Here is a 26,129-nt window from a genome sequence, read left to right as displayed (position 1 = left end):
GTTATGATGAAATTATCATAAACGGATCAATTCTGTAGTCATGGGCAGTAGGATCAAACCTGTAGCCGTTCACATTGTCCTTCATAACAACAGCTACGCCGTAATAGGCGACGTTTATCGTAGGGAGATCGTTATAGACAATCCCCTCGATTTTACCGAAATGATCATAACGCTCATTAACATCGTTTATATGGTGACCTTCTTCGATCATTTTATCAACGGCCGGATTACTGTATCCTGCCTTGTTGGATGTCCCGTTTGTTGTATACCAGCTTTTAAGCACATATTCAGGGTCAGGTACAAATGCAAGGGTCGGTGCGGACAGGTACAGGTCCCAGTTGTCATCAGACATTACTGAAGACAGGGAACTGTATTCCATTGCCGTCTCGTCAACCTCAAAACCTATGTCTCTCAGGTTTGCAGATATCGCTTCAAGCATTGGTGAAAGCCCGGGACGTTCGGTGTACGTGAAGAGTCTTAGTTTAAGTTTTTCTCCGTCTTTGTCAAGAATTCCGTCTCCGTCTGAATCAGTCCAGCCGGATTTTGCAAGATATTCTTTTGCAAGTTGCGGGTCATACGGATAAGGCGACAGGCTTTTGTTTGCCCATTCCATTGAAGGCAGAAATACGCCGCCTGCTGAACTTCCGACACCGTATAAAACATTCTTGACAATACCGTCCCTGTCGATTGCATATGAGATTGCTTTTCTCATATTGAGGTCAGCCATATCCGGATTTTTGAGATTTGCGTCAAGCTTGTAAATTCTTGGTGTGTTGTATATTTCGACGTGTATCCCGTCTGTTTCATTCAGGCGTTTTACTTCGCTGTACGGAGGGTCGCATGTAAAATCAACATCTCCGTTTTCAATGAGCATTGCCCTTGTTTCAGAGTTTTCATAACCTTTGATTACTATGCCGTCAAATCCGGGTTCCTCTTTCCACCAGTCTGTATTCTTGTCTACGACAAGTTCACCTGTCTGCTCATCATATGATTTGAATTTCATCGGTCCGGTTCCTATTGGTTTAACAAAGTTTCCGTCCGAATCATATGAATCCGGGCTTACAATTGCAGTACATGGGTAGTGCAGAGCACCGGGGACAAGCGGATTAAGTTCAGTCGTATATATCCTTACTGTATAATTGTCAACAGCATCCGAATGATCATATGATATAAGAGATGCAGTGCTTGGTGAAAGCTCCATTGTGTCATCAAGTGAGACCACAACGTCTTTGGCAGTCATCTCCCTGCCGTTATGGAACTTTACCCCTTCTCTTAATTTGAATTCCCATGTGGTATCATTGATCTGTTCCCAGCTTTCGGCAAGGTTGGGCACAAGTTCAAAATTGTCGTTAGCGCTTACAAGAGTTTCTGTGATAAGAGATTTTTCTGTAACAAGAACTCCTGATAGACTTGATGTGGCCGGATTTATTGATGATATGTCCCACATATCCCCGACCTTAAGAATATTGTCCGAGCTGTTTTCCGTCTGCGTCGTGGAAGTGCATCCTGAAATAAAAAGTGATGCAGCAAACGCTGATACAGCCAAAATTAGATAGAGATTTCTCATGATTCACCTTTTAAAAACCATCTCAGATTCAACCAGTTTTGTACATAACAGTTTTTAGGTCATGCCCATTTCTTAAATCTGATTAACTTTAGTTATGTAAAATTATCTTAATAAAGTTGTGTTTTGATGCAAAGTACCATTTTAATCAGGTTTTCAACACCAATTGTATGCACTTGTATTTACCAATAAATACAAAAAACTGATAATTATCAAAAATATTGTTTTAACTTTTATTGATTATGCCTGTAAAATTTTTAGCCCTGTTCTGTTCCGGAATCCTGAAAAATATATATGACAGTTGTTGCCTGTCAGATTAAAAAATTAAAATGATAAAAAATTATTCTGGTCTTTCTATTCTGTCAAGTGTTATCTCAAATGTAAGGTTATTTCCTGCAAGAGGTGAATTTGCATCGAGAAGGACATCAGAATCTGTAATATTTACTACTGTTGTCGGGAATACCGTACCGTCCTGGCCTGAAAGGTAAACCGTGGTCCCGGCTTTAAGAGTAGTATTTTCAGGGAACTTGCTGCGGTTGAGGAAGAACACAAGGCTTGGGTTGTATTCACCGTATGCTTCATCCGGTGAAAGACTGACAGTCTTTGTTTCACCTTCTTTCATGCCTGTTACTGCTTCATTAAAACCTGATATTACCTGACCTTCTCCCAGAATAAACGTAAACGGGCTGTCGGTTCCGTTTATGCTTTCATCGAATACGCTCCCGTTGTCAAGAGTGCCCCTGTAATATACATACACGGTATCACCTGCTTTGGCAGTCATCGACTCATCGGAAGTAAAGTTTCCGTTTGATGTACCGTTATCCTGCCCGGAAAGAGTTTCACCCGGTGTTGCCGTTGCTGAAGTCGTCTGCATTAATGTAAGACTTTCTCCGGGAGTTGCGTTGTTGTCTGTCGGCCCTCCTGGATTATCCTTCTGGGTACATCCTGCCGCAGCAATAACAGACAGTATTACTGCAAAAACCAGTACCACCATAAGAGTAGTTTTTTTCATAGTTACATTGCCTCTGCTTTAAAAATCAAGCCTGATAATAAACTGAACTTTAGTATCCAGTTATACCGGTTAATCTTATTTTCTTTCTGCTAATTAATGTACTGTATTATACTTTATTCTCTATAACTGCTGTACTAAACTAAATATAAGCAAAAAATGTTTCTTATCTTCTTACAGTGACAGCGTCTGGAATGGTATATCTAATTAATCAAAAAAACAAAACTATTTCCTGAATGTTTTGGATGGTGGAGAATGCCTCTTCTTTTAAGAAGACGATGATAATAGGAATCGTTGTAGGTGTAATCTCCGGAATAGGAGCTTTTTTGTTTTTCAGCGGACTGAAGCTGGGGACTCATTTCGTATTTGAAAACCTTATGAATTACCATTATCCTATTGAAGGTCAGTCTCTCGAATCGATATCTGAATGGGCGCCGCCCGCAACAATATGGCTGATTCTTCCTATAATTTGTATGGGTGCTCTTTTATCGGGACTTCTTGTGTACAATTTTGCCCCGGAAGCCGAAGGCCACGGTACTGACGCAGCGATAAAGGCGTTTCATGGCGAGGGAAGAATAAGATGGCGTGTCCCAATAATAAAAGCGCTGGCATCAATTCTTACAATATCAACGGGTGGAAGCGCCGGAAGGGAAGGACCTACCGCGCAGATCTCCGCCGGTTTTGGCTCAATTGCTGCCGATGCACTTAAACTCTCTCCTCGTGAGAGAAGAATTGCACTTGCTACTGGAATTGGAGCCGGAATAGGCACTATATTTAAGGCACCTCTTGGTGGTGCAATTCTTGCAGCTGAGATCCTTTATACGAGGGACTTTGAATCTGATGTGATTATGCCTTCATTTCTGGCTTCAATTATAGGTTATTCGATATTCGGTTTTTTTGAAGGATATGACCCGATATTCGGTACAGCGTCAATTCACTGGGAAATCCCACAGATACCTTTGTTCCTTGTCCTTGGAATAATCTGTGCTCTGGTCGGGCTTTTATACATAAGGGTTTTTTACGGGACGAAGAAAGTATTTGCTGACTTTTTTGAAAAAAAACACCTTCCTGTTGTGTTGAAGCCTGTTACCGGTGCTTTTTTTATCGGAGTCTTTGTTATTGTTTTCTCGTATATCTGTCCTGAGACGATGATCACCGCCCTTGCAAGCCTTGGGACAGGATATGGTTTTATGCAGCTTGCAATCTACAATATGCTGCCTCTTGCTGTTCTGGTTCTTCTTCCTTTTACAAAAATATTTACTACTTCTTTTACAATAGGCTCAGGAGGAAGTGGAGGTGTATTCGCTCCGGGTCTTGCTATAGGAGGAGCCGCAGGAGGAGCCTTCGGAATGATACTTCATATATTCTTGCCTCAGATAGTCCCCCTGTTTACAATTCCGGCATTTGTCATCGTCGGGATGATCTCTCTTTTTGGTGGGATAGCTAATGCACCCATTGCGGTAATGATAATGGTAGTCGAGATGACAAGCGACTTTTCCCTCCTTGTGCCTGCGATGGGTGCAGTTGCGGTTTCAACAGTTCTCACCGGCGAGAGCACGATATTTCGTGAACAGCTCAGAACAAAGGCCCAGTCTCCTGCCCACAGGGGTGAATACCAGATTGAGATTCTTAACGAAATATCTGCTGAAAGCGCAATGAGAAAAGCCGGTGAACTGATATGTCTTTCACCACAGGATTCCTGGGAAAAAGTAATGAACCTGATGGACAGTACGCATCACACAGGATTCCCGGTCATTGACAATGGAAAACTTGTCGGAATAGTTACATACAGGGACGTCTGGCCTGAGGACAACAAATTATCCAGTATCGGAGAGATTATGAAATATCCTGTCATAACGATACCTCCGGATTCAAACCTTGAAAAGGCGCTTATCATAATGATGGAAAAAGACATTCATCACCTTCCGGTAACAGACAAAGACAACCCGGATAAAGTACTGGGATTTATTACGTCGACCGACATAATGCGTTCTTATACGAAAGCGGTAAACCTTACGAAAAAATCAAAATAGATTCTTATCCTTTTTTTGCCGGGAAGGATGGTTCCGGCAGGTATAAAATTGGACTTATAACAGTCTCAATGGCAAATTTTATTTTTTTGCCGCTGGTAATTTAATGGAAAGGATGTGTTTTCTATAGAATCCGCAGGCCCGAAAGATACTATACTGGTCAGATTTACAAGCAGAACTCCTGACGGGGAAATATTTGAATCTTCTGAAGACGGTGATGTCCAGAAAATATGTCTTGGAGAAGGCCGGATAAATCCCGTGTTTGAAAAAGCTTTTACCGGGATGAAACCCGGTGAGAAGAAAGAGGTAGTCCTTACTGCCGATAAGGCATACGGAGAATATAAAAAACGCCTTGTTTTCAAACTGCGAAAATCCGGGCTTAATCTTACGTGTGACCCGAAACCGGGGGATCTGGTTACAATAAAACTTCCGACAGGACAGAAGTCTCTTGTAAAAATTCTTGATATAACCACCAAATCAATAAAAGTAGATGCAAATCATCCTATGGCCGGAAAAGACCTCATATATGAACTTGAACTGGTAGAAATTGTGAGTGAGAAGAGATAAAGTTTATTCGCAGATTTGCAGGGGATAATACAGGTTTTAAAATGCAGAACATAAGGGACAATGACTATAAAACCGGAAAATACGTTTTAGATAAAAAAGGAGAGAAAATTGAGATATATGATCCCCCTTTCTACCGCACTGAATTCGAGGACGCATACAGGTTTATAATAAATGACTATGTAATTCCCGAAAAAGAGATTGCGATATTCATACCGTGCGCACTGAGAAAACCGTACAGCCAGAGCCCAAGCCATAAACTATTTCACAGGATAATCGATGATGTCTTTACAAAAGAAAGATATCACCTTGTAATATTCGGTACATGCGGGACTGTCCCCGCCGAGCTTGAACTAATGTATCCTTATTCAAACTATCACTATATGCTCGGCAAGTGCACGGACGACAGGGAAAGAAAGGATTTTCACAGGATAGAGGTCTACAGGCTGGAAGGTTATCTTGAGAAGACAAGAGACACATACAGTAAAAGAATCGCCTATTGCATCGGGCCTTTCAGAAAGGCTCTTGTTGAGGCATGCAGAAAAACCGGTACTGAAATGATTCTGTTGCCTTCTGATCCAATGATAGAAAAAATGTATGATATAGACTGCCCGTTTCCTGAAGGGAGCCTTTCGATGAATGAATATATAAGCGAATTCCGTGAAGGTCTTTTGTCGCTGAAATAATTTGTTCTAAATTCCTGATTCCTTTTTAATCTTCTTTATACTGTCCCTTAGCTTTATTGCCCTCTCAAAATCAAGGGAGTCCGCTGCCGAGTACATCTCCTGTTCGAGTTCTATTATAAGGTTTGGAATTTCTTTCTTCGGGACGTGCTTTGCGTCTGTTATGTCGACCTCTTTTTCTCGGACAGGTTTTACGATGGTCTTTGGGGTAATCCCGTGGACACTGTTGTATTCAGTCTGAATTCTCCTGCGCCTTTCAGTCTCCCCGATGGCAGTCTTCATGGAGTCGGTCATTTTGTCTGCATACAAAACTACGTATGAATCCGAATTTCTTGCCGCACGCCCGATTATCTGGATGAGGCTTCTTGCGTCCCGCAAAAATCCCTCTTTGTCAGCGTCAAGTATACCTATGAACCCGATTTCAGGGATGTCGATACCCTCCCTCAAAAGATTAATCCCGACAAGAACATCGAACTTGCCGAGCCTCAGCTGCCTTATTATTTCCGTCCTTTCGATTGTGTCGATATCGGAATGAAGATATCTGGTTTTAACACCTTTTTCGGCAAGAAAGTCGGTAAGCTCTTCGGCAAGTTTTTTGGTGAGCGTTGTAATAAGGACCCTGTTTTTCCTTGCTATTGTCTTTTTTATTTCTCCCAGAACGTCAGACATCTGGCCTTCCGTCTGTCTTACAAAGACGGCGGGGTCTACAAGTCCGGTTGGCCTTATAATCTGTTCAGCCGTATTTTCGGAATGCTCTGATTCATATTTTCCCGGAGTTGCTGAGACAAATATAACACTGTGCATGTACTGCTCAAACTCTGCGAAGACAAGCGGCCTGTTGTCAAACGCCGAAGGCAGCCTGAATCCGTAGTTTACAAGCGGCTCTTTTCGGGACCTGTCCCCGTTGTACATCCCTCTGACCTGGGGAAGGGTCTGGTGGCTTTCGTCGATTATCATCAGAAAGTCGCCGGGGAAATAATCCAGAAGACAGAAAGGTTTTTCACCTTTTTTCCTGTGGTCAAAATAGAGGGAATAGTTCTCGATTCCTTTGCAGAACCCTGTTTCTTCTATCATTTCCATATCGTAAAGAGTCCTCTGTCTCAGCCTGTGCGCTTCCACCGGGCCGAGGTCCTTAAGCCTTTCCTCAAGTTCTGCCTTAATCCCGGCTATTGACCCTTTTATTTCGTCTTCTGGAACAACATAGTGTCTTGCAGGATACACGAAAAAATAATCAAGACTTTCGACTTTCTTTCCGGAGACCTTTTCTATTTCCGAGATATTCTCTATTTCATCCCCGAAAAGCTCTATTCTTATTATGTTGTTATAATACCCGGGTATTATATCGATAGTGTCCCCTTTGACCCTGAACCTTCCCGGCATAAGCTCGGTGTCGTTTCTTTCGAACTGGATATCTATAAGTTTTTTAAGAATTGTTTTTCGTTTTATGGTGTCGCCTGTGTTAAGCTCGAAACCAAGCTTTTCAAAATTTTCAGGGTTGCCGAGACCGTATATCGCTGAAACTGATGCGACGACTATGACATCTTTTCTGGATAAAAGCGAAGCCGTGGCAGAAAGCCTCATCTGCTCTATTTTCGGATTTATCTGGGCATCTTTTTCTATGTACTGGTCTCTCTGCGGGATGTATGACTCAGGCTGGTAGTAGTCGTAATATGAGACGAAGTACTCCACCCTGTTTTCCGGAAAAAATTCCCTGAACTCGTTGTAAAGCTGGGCTGCAAGAGTTTTGTTGTGGGCGAGGACAAGAGTCGGCCTCTGGTAGTTTTGGATAATGTTTGCAACGGTAAACGTTTTCCCTGAGCCTGTGACGCCAAGGAGTGTCTGAAACCTTTTATTGTCCTTTAACCCGTCCGAAAGGCTTTCTATTGCATCGGGCTGGGAGCCCTTCGGACTGAAGCCGCTGACAAGTTTAAACCGGTAGTCAGTTTTATGCATTATTTATCCTCTTCTATCTCTTTGGACTTTAAAAGACGGTTGTAGGTTATTGCAAAACGGTGCGCCTCATCGCGTATCTCCTGTATGAAAAGGGAGGCTTTTTCAGTCCTTTTCAGTGGAAGCGGATGCGAAAACCCGGGGACAAAAATTTCCTCCTCTTTTTTCGCAACGGATATGAGGGGTATTTTCACGCCCACTTCGTCAAGAGCGCCTTTTGCGGCGGAGAGCTGACCCTTCCCGCCGTCTATGATTATAAGGTCGGGATATGTGTCTCCTTCATTTTTCAGTCTTGAATAGCGTCTCTTTACTACCTCTGCAATTGAAGCGAAATCGTCTATCTTATCCACTGTTTTTATCCTGAAACGCCTGTAGTTCCTTTTGTCAGGGCGCCCGTACCTGAACTGTACCATCGAACCTACGGTATTTGTTCCTGAAAGATGAGATATATCAAAGCATTCTATTACGTCCGGATTTTCAGGGAGATGGAGACGTTTTTTAAGTTCACTTACTTTAATCTCCCCGCCGAAGAAGACGGTTTTGACATTGTGCAAAACAAGGTCAAGAAGAATTTTCTTGTCTCCTTTCAGGGGGACTGTAACCTTCACCTTTCTGCCCTTTTTCTCCGACAGAAAATCTTCAAGCGTTGAACCGGTTGAAACAGGAAGGATAAGTTCAAAAGGCGGCTCATTTTCCGAGTAATACTGTATTATGAATTCTTCAAGCGCCTCATCGCCGTCATCAAATATAAATTCCTGTTTTTCTGCAAGGCAGCCTTTGTATACCGAAAAGAGCATCAGGTATATTACGCCGTCTCTTTCCGAAAAATTGATTACATCTTCGTCAGTTAGTTTTTTGCTGCTGATATGCTGCCTCTCGGCCAAATGTCCCAGTGCCGCGGCCTGGTCGCGGAGCTGTATCGCATTTTCAAAGTCAAGTGACTCTGCCTTCTCCTCCATCTCGTATTCAAGGCTTTTAATCATCTCTTTTGTGTTTCCGCGTAGAACCGACGAGGCCTTTTTTACCTGTGAACTATAGTCATCAGCGGAAATTTTTTTCATGCACGGTGCACTGCACGTGCCGATATGAGCCCTCAGACATCCTCTTTTGGACATCCTCCTGCAGGAACGAAGCTTAAACGTCTTTTTTACAACTGATAACACATAATCTCTTTCTTTTGCGGATACGAACGGCCCGAAGACCTCTCCTGTCCCTGTCTTTTTTCTTGCGATTCCGATTGAAGGAAATTTGTCGCCTGACAGTCTTATATAGGCATAGCTTTTTGAGTCTTTTAGATCGATGTTGTATTTAGGCTGGTACCTTTTTATGAGGTTGTTTTCCAGGATAAACGCTTCAACCTCATTTCCTGTGACTATGAAATCGGTAGTGGATATTGATTTTACAAGCGCCTTTGTCTTGGGGTCGGTGATGTTCCTGTTGAAGTAACTGGACACACGCTTCTTCAGGTTTTTGGCCTTGCCTACGTAGATTACCTTTCCGTCTTCATCTTTATGCAGGTAGCACCCCGGTTCGTTCGGGATTACCGAGAGGTCTGTCATTGTGGTTTTTATTTCTTATTCAGTATCTGCGCCAGAAAATGCCCTGTATAACTTATTTTGTCCTTTGCAATTTCTTCAGGTGTTCCTGTCGCAATAATTTTACCTCCAAGGTCTCCACCTTCGGGACCGAGGTCAATTATGTAATCCGCCGACTTTATCATGTCCATGTTGTGCTCTATTACGACAACTGTGTTTCCCTTTTCAACAAGAGAGTTTAAGACGCCTATTAGTTTTTTTACATCGTGAAAGTGAAGCCCTGTCGTAGGCTCGTCAAGGAGATATACAGTTTTTCCTGTTGCACGTTTCGACAGCTCACGCGTCAGTTTAATCCTCTGTGCTTCCCCGCCTGAAAGGGTTGTCGAACTCTGGCCGAGTTTAAGGTATCCTAGTCCCACCCTGCACAGGGTTTCAAGCTTGTTTTTAACGGAAGGGTGATTCTCGAATAGCGATGCCGCTTCTTCGACCGTCATGTTCAAAACGTCGGATATTGATTTTCCTTTGTATTTCACCTCAAGTGTCTCGGAATTGTAGCGTTTTCCTTTGCATTCCTCGCACTCAACGTAGACGTCGGGAAGAAAGTTCATCTCGATTTTTATGACGCCGTCCCCACAGCAGGTCTCGCACCTTCCCCCTTTGACATTGAAGGAAAACCTCCCTGGTTTGTATCCCCTGATCTTGGCTTCTTTTGTCTCCGCAAATATGCCCCTTATCTCGTCGAATACTTTGGTGTATGTTGCCGGGTTTGAACGCGGGGTTCTTCCGATAGGACTTTGATCAATGACTATTACCTTGTCCACGGGTCTGTCAAAAGAGAGGTCGTCAAATTTACCACCTTCTGCCTTTGATCTGTTTATTCTGGCTGAAAGCGCAGGATAAAGCGTGTCATATATAAGGGTCGACTTTCCGCTCCCGGAGACTCCCGTAACCACAGTAAAAAGGCCTAACGGGATATCTGCATCAACCGACTTCAGGTTGTTCTCCCGGCACCCTGTGATATGAATAAATGATTTGCTTTTCCTTCTTTTTTTGGGAATATCTATTTTTTCTTTGCCTGAGAGGTACATGCCGGTAAGTGACTTGTCATCTTTTTCAATATCATCCGGAGTACCGCTTGATACGACATAACCCCCGTTTACTCCGGCCCCGGGGCCCATATCAACGACATAGTCGGCTTCCCTGATAGTGTCCTCGTCGTGTTCGACCACGACAAGCGTGTTGCCGAGGTCACGCAGCTTCTGAAGCGTTTCAATAAGCCTGTGGTTGTCGCGCTGGTGGAGACCTATTGAAGGTTCGTCGAGCACATACAAAACACCCATAAGGTTTGATCCTATCTGTGTCGCAAGGCGTATTCTCTGTGCTTCTCCGCCTGAAAGAGTCCCTGCGTTCCGGGACAGGGTGAGGTACCCGAGACCTACCTCTTCAAGAAACTTCAGGCGCGATTTTATCTCCTTTAATACCTGTTTTGCAATTTCTTCATCTTTTTTGCTTAGTTTTAAGCTGTCAAAAAATTTCAGGCAGTCGGAGACCGGGAGGTCGGTTACGTCGACTATTGATTTTCCGGATACCTTTACGGAAAGTGCCTTTTCATTAAGGCGTTTTCCCCCGCATTTTGGGCACTTGGAGACTTTCATAAATTTCTCAAGCTCCTTTCTGCGGTATTCTGATTTTGTCTGGCCGTACAGGCGTGACGCCTGCGGCAGAAGGCCTTCCCACCTTCCGTTGTGCGACCATGACGTGTCCCCCTCCCTGTTTTTCAGGTTAAACCGGAGGACATCGTCTGACCCGAACATAAGAGCGTTGTACTGTTCTTTTGTCAGGTCTTTTACGGGGGTGAATATGTCAAACCCGTAATGTTTCGCTACCGATGCAAGGTACTGGACACGATAGCCGTCGAGGAAATTCCTGTACATTGCAACAGCACCTTCCGAGAGCGATTTGCTTTTGTCAGGAATGATGAGGTCTGGATCAAACTCCATTTTTATTCCAAGTCCGTTGCATTCAGGGCATGCACCGAAAGGACTGTTGAACGAGAACATTCTGGGCTGGAGTTCATCGTATGAAAAACCGCATATAGGACATGCAAGTTTTGACGAATATATTTTTTCTTCCCCTTTTTCAGGAAGAACGATTACAAGACCCTCTGAGTTTTCCAGTGCTGTTTCAACCGCTTCGACAAGCCTTGATCTGTCGTCTCCGGGGTCGAGACGGTCGACTACTATCTCGATGTCATGCTTGACATATCTTTCAAGGTTTATCTCACCGTCGGTTTTCACTATATTACCGTCGACTCTTGCCCTTGAAAAACCCTGGCTGTTCAGGTCTTTTAAGATATACGGGTATGTTCCTTTTTTCTGGCGGACTTTCGGCGACAGTATTGTTACAGTGCCCTTATATTCCGAGGATATGGCGTCCGCTATCATCTCTGGTGACCTGGATTCTATGACTATATTATGAACGGGACAAAAGGGCGTACCTGTCCTTGCAAACAAAAGACGCAGGTAATCGTATATTTCAGTGACTGTCCCGACAGTGCTCCTGGGATTTTTTGATGTCGTCTTCTGCTCTATTGATATCGCAGGGGACAGGCCGTCTATTGAGTCGACGTCAGGTTTGTTCATAAGGCCAAGGAACTGACGTGCATAAGCAGACAGTGACTCAACGTACCTTCTCTGCCCTTCCGCATAAATTGTGTCAAAAGCGAGTGTGGATTTTCCGGAGCCCGATACTCCCGTGATTACGATTAGCTTGTCTCTCGGGAGTTCAAGGGTAATGTCCCGGAGGTTATGCTCCCTTGCTCCCCGTATTATTATTGAGTCCATTTTTAGTTATCAGAAGTCTATTTGAGTCTTCATATAAATGATTATAGAGGCACGCGGTGTGAAAGTGTAGGTTTTTAAAATTTTTTCAGGAACGCAAATCTTTTTAAATCCGCGTAATTTAATCTGTAGACACTAATGAAGACTCCACGTACCGGTCTTCTTCCTGTTTCCGGTAAAAAACCCAAAGTTTTAATCCTCGGAAGTTTTCCGGGTGAAGTCTCGATTGAAAAGAATCAGTACTATGCAAACAAAAGGAACCACTTCTGGAAACTGCTTGAAATAACTCTCAACATTGATTTCGACCTTTCCTATGAAAGAAAAACGGAAGCTGTCAGGTCATCAGGTATTGCCCTGTGGGACGTCGTTTATACATGTGACAGGGTAAAAAGCATGGATGGAAGCATAAAAAATGTAGTTCCTAATGATATTTTTGGCTTCATTAAGTCCCATAATAGTATAAGGGCCGTTTTTTTAAACGGGATAACCGGTGCAGGCAGACTATTCTTCAGGTATCATAAGAATTTTTCAGACGTTTTTCCAGGTATTCAGGTTATTACCCTTCCCTCATCAAGTCCTGCAAATGCACTATATAGTTTTGAGGAAAAAGCAGAACGCTGGGCTGTCATCAGGGATTACGTAAGATAAAAACTTCCGGTACTTATGTTTTTATAGAAAGGATTAGTCAAAATTGTAATGTTTCCGCAAAAAATCCCTGATTTTCTGTGATTCAAGCCACTGCTGGTCCAGGCGGTTTACAAGCCTGTCTATTACTTTGGTCTGCTCCAAAACTTCAGAGGTATATTTGAAATCCCCGAGCATTATATACCCGATTATTGTCTGTAGGGGATTTCTTATTTCGTCGTTTAATATGGCGAGCTGCTCCAGGTTTTTTTCGATCTGCTGAAGAGACTGTTTCTGGTGCTTTTTCAGGCTTATTATATCGGTTATGTCCGTGAATATTGCTGCAAACTGATTTTTCCTTGGTGAATATGAATATATCTTATAATATTTCCCGAAAATACTGTTGTACTCTGTAAACTCTTCAGGTATACCTGACAGTGCAATTTTTCCGTACCTTTCAATGCTTTTTTTGTCTTCATCAGGGTATAGTTCAAAAAAAGTTTTGCCGCGGATATCCTGCGCTTTTAATCCGGTCATCTTTTCAAATGCGGGGTTTATCTCGAGAAACCTGTAGTCACATGGAATACCGTTTTCATCAGTAATAATTTTATGAAGTACGAATCCGTTGTTCATTGTGGAGAAAAGTTCTTTATACTGTTTTTCACTTATTTCCAGAGCTTTTTCAGCCTTTTTTCTCTTGGATATGTCAAGGACAGATTCAACTGCACCTATAACCTGGTTATTTTCGTCAAAAACAGGATATGCTGCAACTTTTACATTTATTCTTTTCCCGCCGGACCTTGTTTTTTCTTCAACAAGAGGCTTTTTTGTGTTTATGGCCTTTAGGACTGTGCAGCCCTCACAGGGAGAATCGCGGTTGTACCACAGCTTATAGCAGATCTTTCCTACAAGGTCTTCGGGTTTCATGTTAAGTGAATCAGCAGGGTCTTTGTTTGCCCAGATTATTTTGAAATTGCAGTCATAAAATACAAGGTTTTCATGAATTGTATTAAGAATAAGCGTTTTTTCTTTTTCGGATTGCTTAAGTTTTCCTTCATATTTTTTTCTATCGGTTATATCCCTTGAATAAATGCATGAAAATTTAAGGACATCCGAACGGAAATAGCTCGCATGAGATTCTACAGGATATGTTGACCCGTCCGATCTTTTGTGGTATGTTTCATAAATGTAACTTTTTTTGCCTGAAAATATCTCATTCCACTGATTTTTCAGTCTTTTTGCCTCATTTTCAGGACGCAGTTCATCTACCTTTTTAGACAGAATTTCATCAAGCGAATATCCCATGGAACTGCATGCTCTTTCGTTTGCATAAATAACCCTCATATCCCTGGTTATCCAGTATATTTCGTCCACAGAATTTTCAACCGAGAAACACATCAGATCGAAAAGGAACCGGCGGGTATCACCTTTTATATTTTCAGGGAGTTCTTTGATAAAAGGGCAATTTTCCAGACAGATACAATTATTGTTTTTTGTCTGATCAATAAAAGGGAGTCCTGCCATTCGTTATTTCTTTTTTTGTCAGAGGAATATTTGAGTCTTTCACAATAAACATATATAATTTATTGAACGGATATGGAGATTATATATGATATCAGGTATTGTGAAAAAAAGTTTGCCAATAATATTATAATGTCTCAAACTGGCAATATTACCATTATGCCTGATACCATCAGCTTAAAGGAAGGAAAGCCTGCACCTGACTTTTGTCTTTTTGACAAGGAAAACAAAGAGGTATGCCTGTCTGTATTCAAAGGAAAAAATGTTGTCCTGTATTTTTATCCAAAAGACAATACATCTGCATGTACACAGGAAGCAAAATCTTTTTCCAAAAACCTGGAGACTTTTGCTGGTCTGGATGCAGTTGTTATTGGGATAAGTCCTGATTCATGCGAAAGCCATAAAAAATTTTCAGAAAAAAATGATCTTAACATTATTCTGCTTTCAGACCCGGATCACCGGGTTTTAAAGGAGTATGGTATATGGAAACTGAAAAAGATGTACGGGCGGGAATACATGGGTGTTGAAAGGAGTACATTTTTGCTCTCTAAATCAGGCACAATCAGCCATATCTGGAGAAAAGTCAGGGTGAAAGGTCATACCGATGATGTTATGGAAAAATTAAAGGAAATTTCCTGATTTTTTTTAATTTTTTGTTTTTGAAAAATTTCCCTTTTACTGCTCTGTGCTTTTTCCGCCGGATTTGAACAATAACTGAACAACACGTCTGCCACCGAATGCATGAATGGTCCTTGTTCCGGATCGGCATCTTCCGCAGTCCTCCGGTGCCTGATAAAGCGTCCCGGATAAAAAATTGTTGGTTTTAAGAATCATGCTGTTGTTTTTGTATGAGTGTCTGCCGATTACTATTTACATCTGATAAGGCCATAAACAGCAATATTTATATGCACTGCTTTAAACCATAAAACAACATATACGAAAAAAGTTACGTGCAAAAAAATGCGCAGGATTTCCACAAATGAGTTATATAGACAAACTAAGCGATAATCTCAGGTACCTGCTTACGGGAGCCCTGATATTTATAATACTTGTCGGCATGCATGAAACTGCATACCTGATAAATATGGTTGTAATCTCCCTAATTCTTGCGATGCTTGGAACACCTTTGTTGTTCAGGCTGAAAAGAAGGGGTTTTTCAGATGTAATTTCCGTTACAATAATAATGACGGTATATATAATCGTGATTTTTTTCTTTCTTGCTCTTATTTTTGAGTCCGTAAACGTCCTTCTCATGGATCTTCCTAAATACGAGGAGCTTTTTACGATAAGAATGCAGGGTTTATTCAGCCTGATAGGTAATTTAGGGGTTTCTGTGTCGGCAGATTCTTTGTTTTTACCTGACTGGGGGACTTTATCAAAAATTTTGCTGGGTCTTGCCGGAAATGTCTCTGCAATTCTGATGGACGGATTTTTTATAATTGTTATAACATGCTTCATTCTCCTTGAAATTCCGTCTCTTCCAAGAAGGATAAAAAAGCTTGCAGGTGAAGACAGCAGCCTGCTAGTTCAGTACAGGGAAATGTGCACAAGTATGATAGGATGGGTTGTCGTAAAAACCAAAACAAACGTTGTTCTGGGGGCATCTTTCGGGGCCATGCTTTATGCACTCGGAATAGATCTGGCAGTATTCTGGGGGGTTATGGCAGTCATATTGAGCTATATCCCCTACATTGGGCTTTTGATAGTGTCAGTCCCGGCGATAATCCTTGCATGGCTTCAGCTTGGCCTGTGGGGTGTTGTTATTGTTGTAATAGGAATATGCATAATCAACGCAGTCGTCGAAAATATCGTGTTCTCCAAGTTTGCAGCCAAAGACTTCAATATGCCTCCGCTTGTGGTAATACTTTCTCTGGTTCTCTGGACATGGGTCCTCGGACCGATTGGTATGCTCATCTCGGTTCCTCTGACAATAATGATTTTAATTGCCTTCAGGTATATTGAAAGTACAAAGTGGATTACGGTCATTCTGGGAATGGAAGATATTCCGGAGAAAACGAAACCTGAAAAATAACAGGACACTGCTGATAAGAAATATTTTACACTATTTCCTTTTTCCAGGATAATATTATATACCAGTATTCTCAACAAGACATCTGACATAAAAAAGGGGGAAATTATGGGTTACAGATGGAAAAACAAAATCGATGTCGATGAAGCTGTCGTGGTTCTTATGAATTCGCTTGATGCCGAAGGTAAACTTCCTGCGTGGCTTGTCAGAACAATGAAACAGTCCCTTGCCGATTCGGAGAAGGAGATGGGTTCTTATTTTATGGAAGAAATAAAGGTCCATGCACCACGGGCACTGCCATACTTCCTTGAAGAAAGCTGAGACAATATTAAAAAACCATTCTAATTTAAAAAAAAGTATTTACGAGGTTTTTAGGAGTCTTTTATCGGATTGTTTGTGCCTGAATAACAGTAAAACACTGAAAAATTTCAGAGAATTTCTCATATGCAAACAGGGGTATTTACCTTTCCCAGTCTTTTACCTATACCGACACAATTAAAGAAATCACAGGTATGTTATTTATTATTCGACCGTGCACAGTGAAAGTAATTTTCTGTTTTCACAATACTTCAGGAGACTGCATACGCATACATTGAAAGGAGTTTTTATTCCGTTTTTTTCCCCAAGACTAACTACAGCTCCGTTAATATAATCAATTTCTGTCTCCCTTTTCATCTCAAGGTCCTGGTACATGGATGTGTATACCCCGGAAAACGAGGGTACAAGAGTACTGAAGAGATAATTCAGATAATCGTCAGGGTTTTTCCATTTTGTCTTTATTTTTTCTGCAGACATTATCTCAAAAGTCTCTTTTATCAGTCCTGTAACGACGACTTTCACATTCTCGTTCATAACCTCTCCCACTTTAATGGAAAGTATTGCACTGACGGGATTCACTGCTATGTTTAGGAGATTTTTCTCCCATATTGAAACCCTGATATCAGAAGATATTTCGGTACTTATTTTTGCTCTGCACAGAATCTCCTCAATTTCGTTTAGAGCCCCCTGACTGTCCCCGGTATTCCTGTTGCCTGGATATATACCTATTTTTAAAGGTTCTGTCTCGTTTCGGACAGTTACACACCCGTTATCATGCGAATAAAAATTTGTCGTAATAGTTGCACCGATAACCAGGTCAGAAAATCTTTGAATTATATCTCCGTTTCCAATTCCGTTCTGAATGCTGACGGCGATATTTTCTTTCAGAAATTTGCTGTATTCATTGCAGACATTCAGTGTATCATTGCTTTTGCATGTTATCAGTACAAAGTCATATCCTGTTTTGGCCTCAGCAAGTATCTCAGGTGATGAAAAGCATTTTATTCCGCTTACTTTCTTATTACCCCAGATACCATCCATGAAAAGTCCCTTTTTACGTATTACCTCTGCATGTCTTTCCCTGCATACGACTGAGACATTGCAGATACCGGAGAGTCTGCCGGCTATGGAAAGTCCTACAGCGCCGGCCCCAAGTATGAGAATCTCTTTTTTTTCTTTATCCATTTCATTAACATAATCTGCTTCATTTTTTAATTAAGTTTGGAATACCTGTATACCCAAAACAAAGGTCTGTTGATAAGTAAAGGACATTTTATATTTGTCAATACATTTCATTTCCCGACCGATACCAAATGAATTAAGTTGAACCGGGTTGAAGTTATAGCCTGAGCATATGTCAGTTCCATCCGAAAATAATTCTGGAAATATAAAACAGAATACCGCTAAACTTTCTGTAATTTCAAACAGCAGTCTTTTCGTTTTGAAATTCATTGTCGGTTTTTCCATAGGATCTGTCAGTATAATTTCAGAGGCAATTCATTCGGGAATGGATCTGCTTGCAGCTGTCATCGCTTTTTTTTCGGTGAAAAAATCTGAAGAGCCTCCGGATACGGAGCATGAATTCGGACACGGAAAATTTGAGGATTTTTCCGGCCTCATAGAAGCTTTTCTGATATTTGCGGCTGCTGTACTCATAATATTTGAAGCTCTCTCAAAACTTATGGAAGGAGAGCATTCAATAGAGCCTTCAGGAATGTTTCTGGCGGGTGTTGCAGTAATGGGGGTTTCAGCGCTCGTCAACTGGGTCGTATCAGGCAGACTTATGGATACTGCAAAAAAAACAGAGTCAATTGCCCTTGAAAGCGACGCATGGCACCTCAGAACAGATGTATACACTTCTCTGGGAGTATTCGCAGGACTGATTCTGATAAAAATTACCGGCATTTATGCCCTGGACTCCGTTATAGCAATAGCAGTAGCATTTGTAATACTTCACGCGGCTTTTGACCTTACAAAAAGATCGCTTTCTGATCTTATCGACAGGAGCATCCCTGAAAAGGACAAACAGAGAATAAAGGATATAATCTGTGAACATGAATCGGAGTATGCAGGCTTTCACGGCCTTAAGACAAGACGTGCAGGCCCTGAAATTTTTATAAATCTTCATCTTGTTGTTTCAGGTGATGTTACGGTCCGCCAGTCGCATGACCTTGAAGACCACATAGAATCCGACCTAAAGGTTGAATTTCCCCGTTCAGTCGTCACAATCCATGTCGAACCGTGCAATGAAGGTAAAAACGGATGCGACAGGTGCGGGTCATTCTGCAACTATAAAAAGAAAAGCTGAAAATAAACAATTTTTCCGCTCCGGCATATAATGACATAAGCCTTAAACTGAGACCATTGAAAAAATGAAGGAAAGATTTTTCCGTTTTACAAATATTTGTCAGTCCATAAATCCTCCGTTTTTGTATCCCGTAACTCCCCCTTCTGCATTATATATATTTTCAAAACCATTCTGTTTCAGGATACTGCATGCAAGACTTGAGCGCCTGCCTGTTCTGCACATTGCAATTATTCTCTTCTCAGGGTCAAATCTTTTGTATTCTGTCCTTAAATCCGCTACAGGTATATTTACTGCACCATCTATATGCCCGCCTTCATATTCATTTTTGGACCTTACATCCAGAAGCATCCACTCTTCATTGTTTAGTTTATTAAAGACCTCAGGCGGGGAAAGCTGGCATATATGGCTGGTATCATATCCGGCAGAAACCCATGAATGCATGCCGCCTTTGAGGTATCCGGCCGCCCTGTCGAGACCAACTCTCCTAAGCATTACAACCGCCGTTTTCACCTCTTCGTTTGTTTGGGTAACAAGAAGAATATCTTTGTCAGGCGGAATGACCCATCCTGCAAAAGTTGAAAAATTGCCGTTCATATAAATATTATAACTTCCGGGGATGTGGTTTCCGCCATATCGGGGGTAATCCTCAGTGCTTATGACTACTGTGTTTCCACCTTTAATACGTGATTTAAACTGTTCCGGAGTGAGGGAAACAGGATTTTTAAGTTCGGAAACAGGAACAGGCCCTTTTCTGTTTATCTCGCTGCACCTTGGGAAATGATCAGGCGCCGGGGGCATGTCATTTGTGAGTGAATCTATAAAAGAACCGGGATTATCAAGTAAAAGAGCAGAGTTATGTTTTTTTTCGTATCCTATCGTAGAAAACCTCATTGAACCGATTGCCCTCCCGCACAAAGAACCTTCTCCGTGTGCAGGGAAGACAATGCAGCTGTCAGGAAGTTTCATAACTGTCTCGTGAAGACTTTTATACAGCATCCCTGCAAGTTCACGGGATTTTTCAGTGGAAATGTCAGGTCTTCCGACATCGTTTACAAGCAGGGTGTCTCCTGTAAAAGCAAGAACCGGGTCAGGGCCCCTTGAAAGGTCTGATACTACATATACCAAGGATTCGGGTGTGTGACCCGGTGCTTCAAGAACATGGAATTTTATGTTTTCTATTAAGAATTCATCGCCATTTTTTAACGGTAAATGGTCAAAGAGACATTTCCCTTCAGCCGGAGCATATATTAGGGCTCCTGTCTTTCCTGCAAGGTCAAGGTGACCGGATACAAAGTCCGCATGCAGATGTGTTTCAATAACGTGTGTGATTTTTAAGCCCTCTTCTTCTGCGGCAGACATGTATTTTTCAACGTCCCTGTCGGGGTCAATAACTGCACATCTCTCACTGCCTCCGATAAGGTATGAGTTGTGAGCTAATTTTTCCGTGAAAAATTGTTTTAAAAGCATATTACCACTTTAAATTTTCATGTAGTCTGTTATAGTAAAAAATAATATATAAAATAATTCACATCCCGGGTTAACCGGAATATGGTACCGATGTCTGTAAGAAATGCGGAAGTAATTGCAGTTTATCCGTGAAATTCAGCTTTGTATAGTCTCTTTTTGGTAATCACGGAAAATCTCATCGATTTCAGTTACATGCTCTGAAAGAGTTACAATTAGAAGTTCATCATTGATTTCAACAGCAGGGTTTTCTGTCACAAGGAAGAAGTCATCATTTCTGTACAGGCCTATGAATTCGCTTTTTTTCGGAAGCTGAATATCAGACAGTTTTTCTCCTTTGTGACTTTCGCCTGCGATAATGCTTATGAATCTTACATTGCCTCTCATCATCGTGGAAAGTTCGATTGTGTCAATTCCTTTAAGCGTATTATATATGCTGACTGAAGCTGTCTGCGGAGGGTTTACAACATGGTGAAACCCAAGTTTTTTTGCGACATTCATAAATTCGGTATTTTTTGTCGTGATAATGATATCCGGTACATTATATCCGCGGGCAATAAGTCCCGTCAGTATATTGTCCTGGTCATGGCCTCCGCATGCGACAATTGCATCAGCTTTTCCTATCTCGGCCTTTTCAAGAATGTCAGGGCTTGTCCCCTCGGCATTGATTACAGTGCAGTCCATGCTTTCAGAAAGACTTTCTGCCGTCTGTGAGTCCTGTTCAATCAGTACTACTTCGTAACCTCTTTTGATAAGCATCCTGGAAAGGTCAAGACCAAGGGCGCTTGCCCCGACTATAATTACCCGCATACTCTTTTCTCTCTCTTAATCCATGTTCGCGGTAACAGCAATATAAATAGCGGAATAATTTCTATCCTTCCGAGAAGCATATCAAAAATCAGGACCACCTTTAAAAAAACAGGCATCCCTGCACAGGTAATCCCGCATGAAAGTCCTACTGTTCCCAGTGCACTTGAAACTTCAAACAGGGAATCAACAGGATTAAACCCGTAAATCATAAATATAAACGCAGAAACAAAGATTACAATAAAATAAAGCAGAAATACTGTTATTGTATTATATACTATTTCAGGATCAATACTTTCTGAACCTATTTTTAATGGTGTAAGGGCTTCTTTGGGCAGGAAAAATCTTATATAAACAAGCTGGATTATTTTTAAAAGGATTATCAGCCTTATTATTTTAATTCCTCCCGCCGTGGAACCCATGCACCCACCGGCCCACATAAGAGCGGAAATGACAACTTTTGAAACATCAGGCAGTGACCCCGTATCAACAGTAGAAAATCCTGATGTAGTCAGTGCAGAAAATGCCTGGAAAAAGGATACGGATATGCTTTCATCAAAAGAATAACTGTTGCCAAGAGTTATAAGAAGGACTACGGACCCGAAAATACCTATTGCAAAGAAATATTTTATCTGGATATCTGAAAACAAATTTCTGATATTTTCAAGTGAACTTGGGTAAAGACCAAAGTTTATCGCCCCCAGAATACAGCTTACGGTAACAATCAAAGGAAGGAAATATCCGGGAAAGCCTGAGACAGATTCACCGCTCGTCGAAAAACCCCCTGTTGAGACCGAAGACATTGAGTGGCACAGGGCATCAAAAACCGGCATTCCTCCCGCTAAAAGGAGGACAAACGATATAAGTGTCAGTATTACATACAGGCTTATTATGACTTTTGCCGTCGCAAAGACCGTAGGCCTGAGTTTCCTGTCGCCCGTATTAACACTGTAGAGCCTGTAAGCGCTTGCTCCAGGGTTTGAGAATGTTATAAGCGCTATAACAAGAATTCCTATTCCGCCTATCCACTGGAGCCAGGAGCGCATAAACAAAAACAGATCTCCGGGATTTTGCGGGGATACTGAAAGTCCGGTTGTCGTAACTCCTGAAACAGCTTCAAAAAATGCGTCAGTAAAAGAGATGTCGGTTAAAAGAGTCAGAGGATAAGTGCATATAAGTGCAAGGAGAGGAAATACCAGTGCAACGATAATTACAGCTTCTTTTCGCTCCATCTCATCTTCAGGCAGTATTTTGTTAATGACAAATCCTGCCAGGAAAATAACTGCTGTAATTAAAAGATATATGGCTGCAACAAAAGTTTCTCCGCTGAACGCGGCTGCAAGAAACGGGATAAAAATGACGAATGCAGCTCCGATAAGCACCTGGGAAAGGTATTTCATTATCACTTTCAGCCTTACGGGAGATGCAAGTTCATACATTTTCAGTAGGTAATACTTAATTTTAGTCATAAATAATAAGCTTTTACAGAAAATACCCTCCTGAAAAGCAGAAAATAATACAAAGGCATAAACTGACTTTTATTCCGTTAAATAAAAAATAAATTTTAAAAATTCTGTTCCTGGCAGAATTTTTAGATCTGGCCCTTATTTCATAATATTTATTATTTATTATAATTAGGTGTTAACCTTATACTGCCGGAAAAACGATTCAATATTCTTTGGCATACTTAAGTTTTGTCAACATTTAATTAGAATAAAACCATATTTTCACGCGTGCAGAAAGGGGTGAATCATGAACGACGAATCAAAAGAGAAAATAGTTTTTGCCGCATGCATGGCATCGGCATTTGAGCCGGATATTATAACAAACGACAAACTTGAGGCCGCCACAAAAGGGCACGGCTCTCTGGTTATCCCGGTATACGCTGCTGCAAACTCGATAGCAGAAGATCTTTTCTGCTCGGTTGCAGGTCCTGAAATGAGTCTTGTCGGGAGGATGACAGTAGTAGACGCTTCACAGGGAGAACTCCCCGTAGACATGGTTATAGAAAAAGCAGTGAATCACGCAATTGAAGCTGGAGCGTCACCTGAAAACGCAGCACTTATAGTTGCCTCACTGGCTTATTTCGCAGGTTCCTGTGCCAGGTCAGGAGTACCTTTGGGCAACAGGAAGCTTGGTGCAATAGCAAGAATTCATGCTAAAGTTGCAAGAACCAGTGCAATTGCGCTTGTGACAGGAAAATCAACGCACAGGATACAGGCTTTTCCTGCATATGAAGCGATATACAAAGCTCTGGGAGAAAAAAAGCTTACAAAAGTTGACGGCAGGATTCTTCCGCCTTTTATCTCGGGAGGGACTATCTACGGTCATTCGGCACTCGGTGAAGACTATAATATCCCTGAGCTTGCCTATAACGCCGCAAAAATCGGAACCGAAGCAATGCTTAACGCCATGGCAGGAGCAGGAGTTACACCTCTCGGGCTTTGGCCGGCACTTATAGGCTCTGCTGTTACAATGGAGATTGTACACCCTGATGCAATACTGGGTGAAGAGTTTGGGCAGTTCGGAACCGTTGACTCATCGTATCTTGCCGGGAAAGGCGCAAGAGATGCAGCCAAACTTCCTGAAAAACTGCATATCAGAGGAACACACGAGGAGTATGATACTGCAAAACTTCTGGGAGATTTTGGTCTTATATTAAAGGACATAGGGGGTCCCTCTGTAATAGGCTCAATGGCACTTTCGGAGATATTTGCAGCCTTCGAAGAATCTGCAAGTATAGGAGCAGGGTTCTCCGGCGGGCCTGTAAACCCCCCTCTGGGTCACGTAGAAGGAGACTGTGTTCCAGCCTTAAGGCTTTTAATAAAGCATGAAGGGGATGTATTTGCTGTCGCCGGGGCTATAAAGGACTATAAGATGAATTCTTTTATAGACCCCGAGCTTGCCCTGTGCAGCCTTAACACAATATCCCGCAAGGCAGAACAGGTCAGCCGTGGAAAAGTGACAAAAGCATGCATACTGGCATCAGAAGGAGTAAGGGACAGAGCCATCCACAGGCGTGCATCGCGTACATACGATATGATTAAAAGCGGCAAAACTGTGTCAGACGTATCGAGAATTCTGGACGAGGAAAGAAAGTCATATGTCGAGAAAAGAGGCTCTGTTATCCTTTCAGGCTTTACCGGGCATGAAGTTGAACTGAAATTTACAGCTCTCAAATCTCACGGAAGAAGGAAAGACAAGTTTACCGAGCATTACTGGAGTTTTGATTCCTACATATCATATGACATAAAACTTGACGGCAAAGAGTATCACGTTGAAAATCTAAGCGCCAAAGAAGTTCCTGATTTTGCATTGAACGGCAAAAACAGGGATAATCCTGACTGGCCCACTGTACTTTTCTGCGGAGCGGTATTGTCCCAGGAGCTTCAGTATATAGGGCATACAATAATAAACGTAGTTGTTCCGGCTGCTGTTGCGGCCCTCATGGGAATGGAGGCAAAAGAAGCTGCGAAGGGTTCTGAAAACGGTGCATACCTGACCCGTGCAATACCCGGCGCAAAGGATAAGGCTTTTGAAGCGGCAAGAATTTCACAGAAGATATACGAAAAACTGAATGAACAGTTTCCGCCTTTAGAATGAAAACACTGTTAATAGACCCTAAAGCCGGGGGAATAGCAGGAGACATGCTTACTGCGTCTCTTGCCGACCTTACCGGCTGTACCGAATCGATAGAAAAAGTAGCAGAGGCTGTCTCTACTCTTGAAGGATGCTCAAATTTTGACGCAAGATTAGTCACGGCTAAGAAAGGCTTTAACGCAAAACAGCTTTCCGTAAAAATAAGCGAAAACCGTAGTAAACCCTCAGTAAATCTTGAAAATGAGCTCTGCGGGCTGCTGGATTATCTGGAAATGTCCTCTTATGCGTCGGAAAAAGCCGCTTCAGTCCTGTCTGATTTAAACACGGTCTACAGCAGGTTTCACGGCAAAAATTCCAACAACAAAAATTTTTTTTCTGCCGATACAATCTTTGACATAATCTGCCCGATATTGATTCTTGAAGATTCCGGACTTCTCCAATGTCCGATATATTCCACTCCTCCCGCTCTTGGAAGCGGTGTTATACAGACGGAAAACGGGATTATAGGAGGACCTGCGCCGGCAGCACTTGAGATCTGCGCCATGCACAGGATACCTGTTGCAGAAAATTCCAGTGATATGGAGCTTACAACCCCTACTGGTGCGGCTCTTCTGGCAAATCTTGCAGTGGTAAGAGAGGAATTTCCCCAATATACTCCTGTTAAAACAGGATACGGCGCCGGCACTAAAGAAAGTAAAAACGGGTATAATATCATCAGGGTAATTGAAGGTGAAATCAGTGACCTTACGGACGAAAGGATAGTTATCCTTGAAACAAATCTTGACGATGTTACAGGAGAGGTAATGGGATATACCATTGAAAGGCTTTTGAACGCAGGTGCCGTTGACGTATTCGTGACACAGGGTTTCGGGAAAAAAAACCGTCCTGTGTTTATCATGTCCGTGATTACAGGACAGGACAAATACATGGAGATAACCAGAATCCTGATGAAAGAAACGGGGACTCTTGGCGTAAGGATTAGAGAAGAGCCGCGGATTGTTGCCGAAAGAAAGAGAGAGGTGTATAATTTCAGGATTAAAGGAAACATTTATCCTGTCAGGGTCAAAATTTCAAAACACAAAGGCAAAACATTCACAGCCAAACCGGAGTTTGAAGATATGAAAAAAATAGCCCAAAAGCTTCAGGTTTCTTTAAGGGAAGTTGCATTGGAAGTTAACAGGCAGATGAAGTCCGTGACCGGTGAAAAACTCCGGTCGGAAACAGATAGCATAAAGTCCAGAGAATAAGGTTGTATTTAAAATTTTAGTCTTCAGAAATTCAAT

The 26,129-nt window shown here is 42.0% G+C and carries 20 protein-coding genes; 10 read left to right on the top strand and 10 right to left on the bottom strand.

What is annotated here, in order from left to right:
• Nucleotide 1 precedes the first annotated feature (1 nt).
• Together J2128_RS03020 and J2128_RS03015 are read right to left on the bottom strand one after the other, a co-directional pair.
• Nucleotides 2-1,567: an ABC transporter substrate-binding protein gene (locus J2128_RS03020; RefSeq protein WP_209689533.1), complete on the bottom strand. Its 1,566-nt coding sequence runs from the start codon at nucleotides 1,565-1,567 to the stop codon at nucleotides 2-4.
• A gap of 337 nt (nucleotides 1,568-1,904) precedes the next feature.
• Entirely contained in the window at nucleotides 1,905-2,576 is a 672-nt protein-coding gene (locus J2128_RS03015; RefSeq protein ID WP_209689532.1) for a peptidylprolyl isomerase, read from the bottom strand.
• A gap of 233 nt (nucleotides 2,577-2,809) precedes the next feature.
• On the opposite strand from J2128_RS03015, the gene J2128_RS03010 reads away from it, so the two are divergent.
• The 3 genes from J2128_RS03010 to J2128_RS03000 all read left to right on the top strand — a co-directional run bounded on the left by J2128_RS03010 (nucleotide 2,810) and on the right by J2128_RS03000 (nucleotide 5,853).
• Complete coding sequence (locus J2128_RS03010; RefSeq protein WP_209689531.1) at nucleotides 2,810-4,606, top strand: chloride channel protein; 1,797 nt, start codon at nucleotides 2,810-2,812, stop codon at nucleotides 4,604-4,606.
• Between the two features lie 114 nt (nucleotides 4,607-4,720).
• Entirely contained in the window at nucleotides 4,721-5,170 is a 450-nt protein-coding gene (locus J2128_RS03005) for an FKBP-type peptidyl-prolyl cis-trans isomerase (RefSeq protein ID WP_348632354.1), read from the top strand.
• 41 nt (nucleotides 5,171-5,211) lie between these two features.
• Entirely contained in the window at nucleotides 5,212-5,853 is a 642-nt protein-coding gene (locus tag J2128_RS03000) for a DUF5591 domain-containing protein (protein ID WP_209689530.1), read from the top strand.
• A gap of 6 nt (nucleotides 5,854-5,859) precedes the next feature.
• On the opposite strand, the gene uvrB is transcribed toward J2128_RS03000, so the two are convergent.
• Genes uvrB through uvrA form a run of 3 tightly spaced genes read right to left on the bottom strand, consistent with a single transcriptional unit; the run spans nucleotide 5,860 to nucleotide 12,178 of the window.
• Entirely contained in the window at nucleotides 5,860-7,803 is a 1,944-nt protein-coding gene (uvrB, locus tag J2128_RS02995; RefSeq protein WP_209689529.1) for an excinuclease ABC subunit UvrB, read from the bottom strand.
• Entirely contained in the window at nucleotides 7,803-9,359 is a 1,557-nt protein-coding gene (gene uvrC, locus J2128_RS02990; RefSeq protein ID WP_209689528.1) for an excinuclease ABC subunit UvrC, read from the bottom strand. Before uvrC ends, uvrB begins: the two co-directional genes overlap by 1 nt.
• Nucleotides 9,360-9,367: 8 nt before the next feature.
• Nucleotides 9,368-12,178, bottom strand: a complete 2,811-nt coding sequence (gene uvrA, locus J2128_RS02985; protein WP_209689527.1) for an excinuclease ABC subunit UvrA — start codon at nucleotides 12,176-12,178, stop codon at nucleotides 9,368-9,370.
• 135 nt (nucleotides 12,179-12,313) lie between these two features.
• Between uvrA and J2128_RS02980 the strand changes: the two genes are divergently transcribed.
• On the top strand, nucleotides 12,314-12,823 hold the full coding sequence (locus J2128_RS02980) for a DNA-deoxyinosine glycosylase (RefSeq protein ID WP_209689526.1): 510 nt from the start codon (nucleotides 12,314-12,316) through the stop codon (nucleotides 12,821-12,823).
• 33 nt (nucleotides 12,824-12,856) lie between these two features.
• Here the strand turns inward: J2128_RS02980 and J2128_RS02975 are convergent, their stop codons facing one another.
• On the bottom strand, nucleotides 12,857-14,197 hold the full coding sequence (locus J2128_RS02975; protein ID WP_209689525.1) for a PAS domain S-box protein: 1,341 nt from the start codon (nucleotides 14,195-14,197) through the stop codon (nucleotides 12,857-12,859).
• A 282-nt stretch (nucleotides 14,198-14,479) separates the two neighbouring features.
• On the opposite strand from J2128_RS02975, the gene bcp reads away from it, so the two are divergent.
• The 3 genes from bcp (at nucleotide 14,480) to J2128_RS02960 (ending at nucleotide 16,670) form a co-directional block, all read left to right on the top strand.
• Entirely contained in the window at nucleotides 14,480-14,959 is a 480-nt protein-coding gene (gene bcp, locus J2128_RS02970) for a thioredoxin-dependent thiol peroxidase (protein WP_209689524.1), read from the top strand.
• Between the two features lie 340 nt (nucleotides 14,960-15,299).
• Entirely contained in the window at nucleotides 15,300-16,352 is a 1,053-nt protein-coding gene (locus J2128_RS02965) for an AI-2E family transporter (protein WP_209689523.1), read from the top strand.
• A gap of 105 nt (nucleotides 16,353-16,457) precedes the next feature.
• Nucleotides 16,458-16,670, top strand: coding sequence for a hypothetical protein (locus J2128_RS02960; RefSeq protein ID WP_209689521.1), 213 nt, complete (start codon nucleotides 16,458-16,460; stop codon nucleotides 16,668-16,670).
• A 201-nt stretch (nucleotides 16,671-16,871) separates the two neighbouring features.
• Here the strand turns inward: J2128_RS02960 and J2128_RS02955 are convergent, their stop codons facing one another.
• Nucleotides 16,872-17,852: a ketopantoate reductase family protein gene (locus tag J2128_RS02955; RefSeq protein WP_209689519.1), complete on the bottom strand. Its 981-nt coding sequence runs from the start codon at nucleotides 17,850-17,852 to the stop codon at nucleotides 16,872-16,874.
• Between the two features lie 169 nt (nucleotides 17,853-18,021).
• On the opposite strand from J2128_RS02955, the gene J2128_RS02950 reads away from it, so the two are divergent.
• Complete coding sequence (locus tag J2128_RS02950) at nucleotides 18,022-18,975, top strand: cation diffusion facilitator family transporter (RefSeq protein ID WP_209689517.1); 954 nt, start codon at nucleotides 18,022-18,024, stop codon at nucleotides 18,973-18,975.
• 99 nt (nucleotides 18,976-19,074) lie between these two features.
• Here the strand turns inward: J2128_RS02950 and J2128_RS02945 are convergent, their stop codons facing one another.
• The 3 genes from J2128_RS02945 to J2128_RS02935 all read right to left on the bottom strand — a co-directional run bounded on the left by J2128_RS02945 (nucleotide 19,075) and on the right by J2128_RS02935 (nucleotide 22,685).
• Entirely contained in the window at nucleotides 19,075-20,442 is a 1,368-nt protein-coding gene (locus tag J2128_RS02945) for an MBL fold metallo-hydrolase (RefSeq protein ID WP_209689515.1), read from the bottom strand.
• A 135-nt stretch (nucleotides 20,443-20,577) separates the two neighbouring features.
• Nucleotides 20,578-21,249, bottom strand: coding sequence for a TrkA family potassium uptake protein (locus tag J2128_RS02940; protein WP_209689513.1), 672 nt, complete (start codon nucleotides 21,247-21,249; stop codon nucleotides 20,578-20,580).
• Nucleotides 21,240-22,685 (bottom strand): TrkH family potassium uptake protein, encoded by a 1,446-nt coding sequence (locus tag J2128_RS02935; RefSeq protein ID WP_209689511.1) that lies wholly within the window; start codon nucleotides 22,683-22,685, stop codon nucleotides 21,240-21,242. The genes J2128_RS02940 and J2128_RS02935 overlap by 10 nt, the downstream gene beginning before the upstream one ends.
• Before the next feature lie 313 nt (nucleotides 22,686-22,998).
• Here J2128_RS02935 and J2128_RS02930 point away from each other — a divergent pair, with 313 nt between their 5' ends.
• Together J2128_RS02930 and larC are read left to right on the top strand one after the other, a co-directional pair.
• A complete protein-coding gene (locus J2128_RS02930) occupies nucleotides 22,999-24,849 on the top strand; it encodes a hypothetical protein (RefSeq protein ID WP_209689509.1) in 1,851 nt (616 codons plus the stop codon).
• Nucleotides 24,846-26,093 (top strand): nickel pincer cofactor biosynthesis protein LarC, encoded by a 1,248-nt coding sequence (gene larC / locus J2128_RS02925; protein WP_209689507.1) that lies wholly within the window; start codon nucleotides 24,846-24,848, stop codon nucleotides 26,091-26,093. The genes J2128_RS02930 and larC overlap by 4 nt, the downstream gene beginning before the upstream one ends.
• Nucleotides 26,094-26,129 lie beyond the last annotated feature (36 nt).

Source organism: Methanomicrobium sp. W14 (assembly GCF_017875315.1).
In the GTDB taxonomy this organism is placed as follows: Archaea; Halobacteriota; Methanomicrobia; order Methanomicrobiales; family Methanomicrobiaceae; genus Methanomicrobium.
This window is presented reverse-complemented; position numbering and strand designations above follow the sequence as displayed.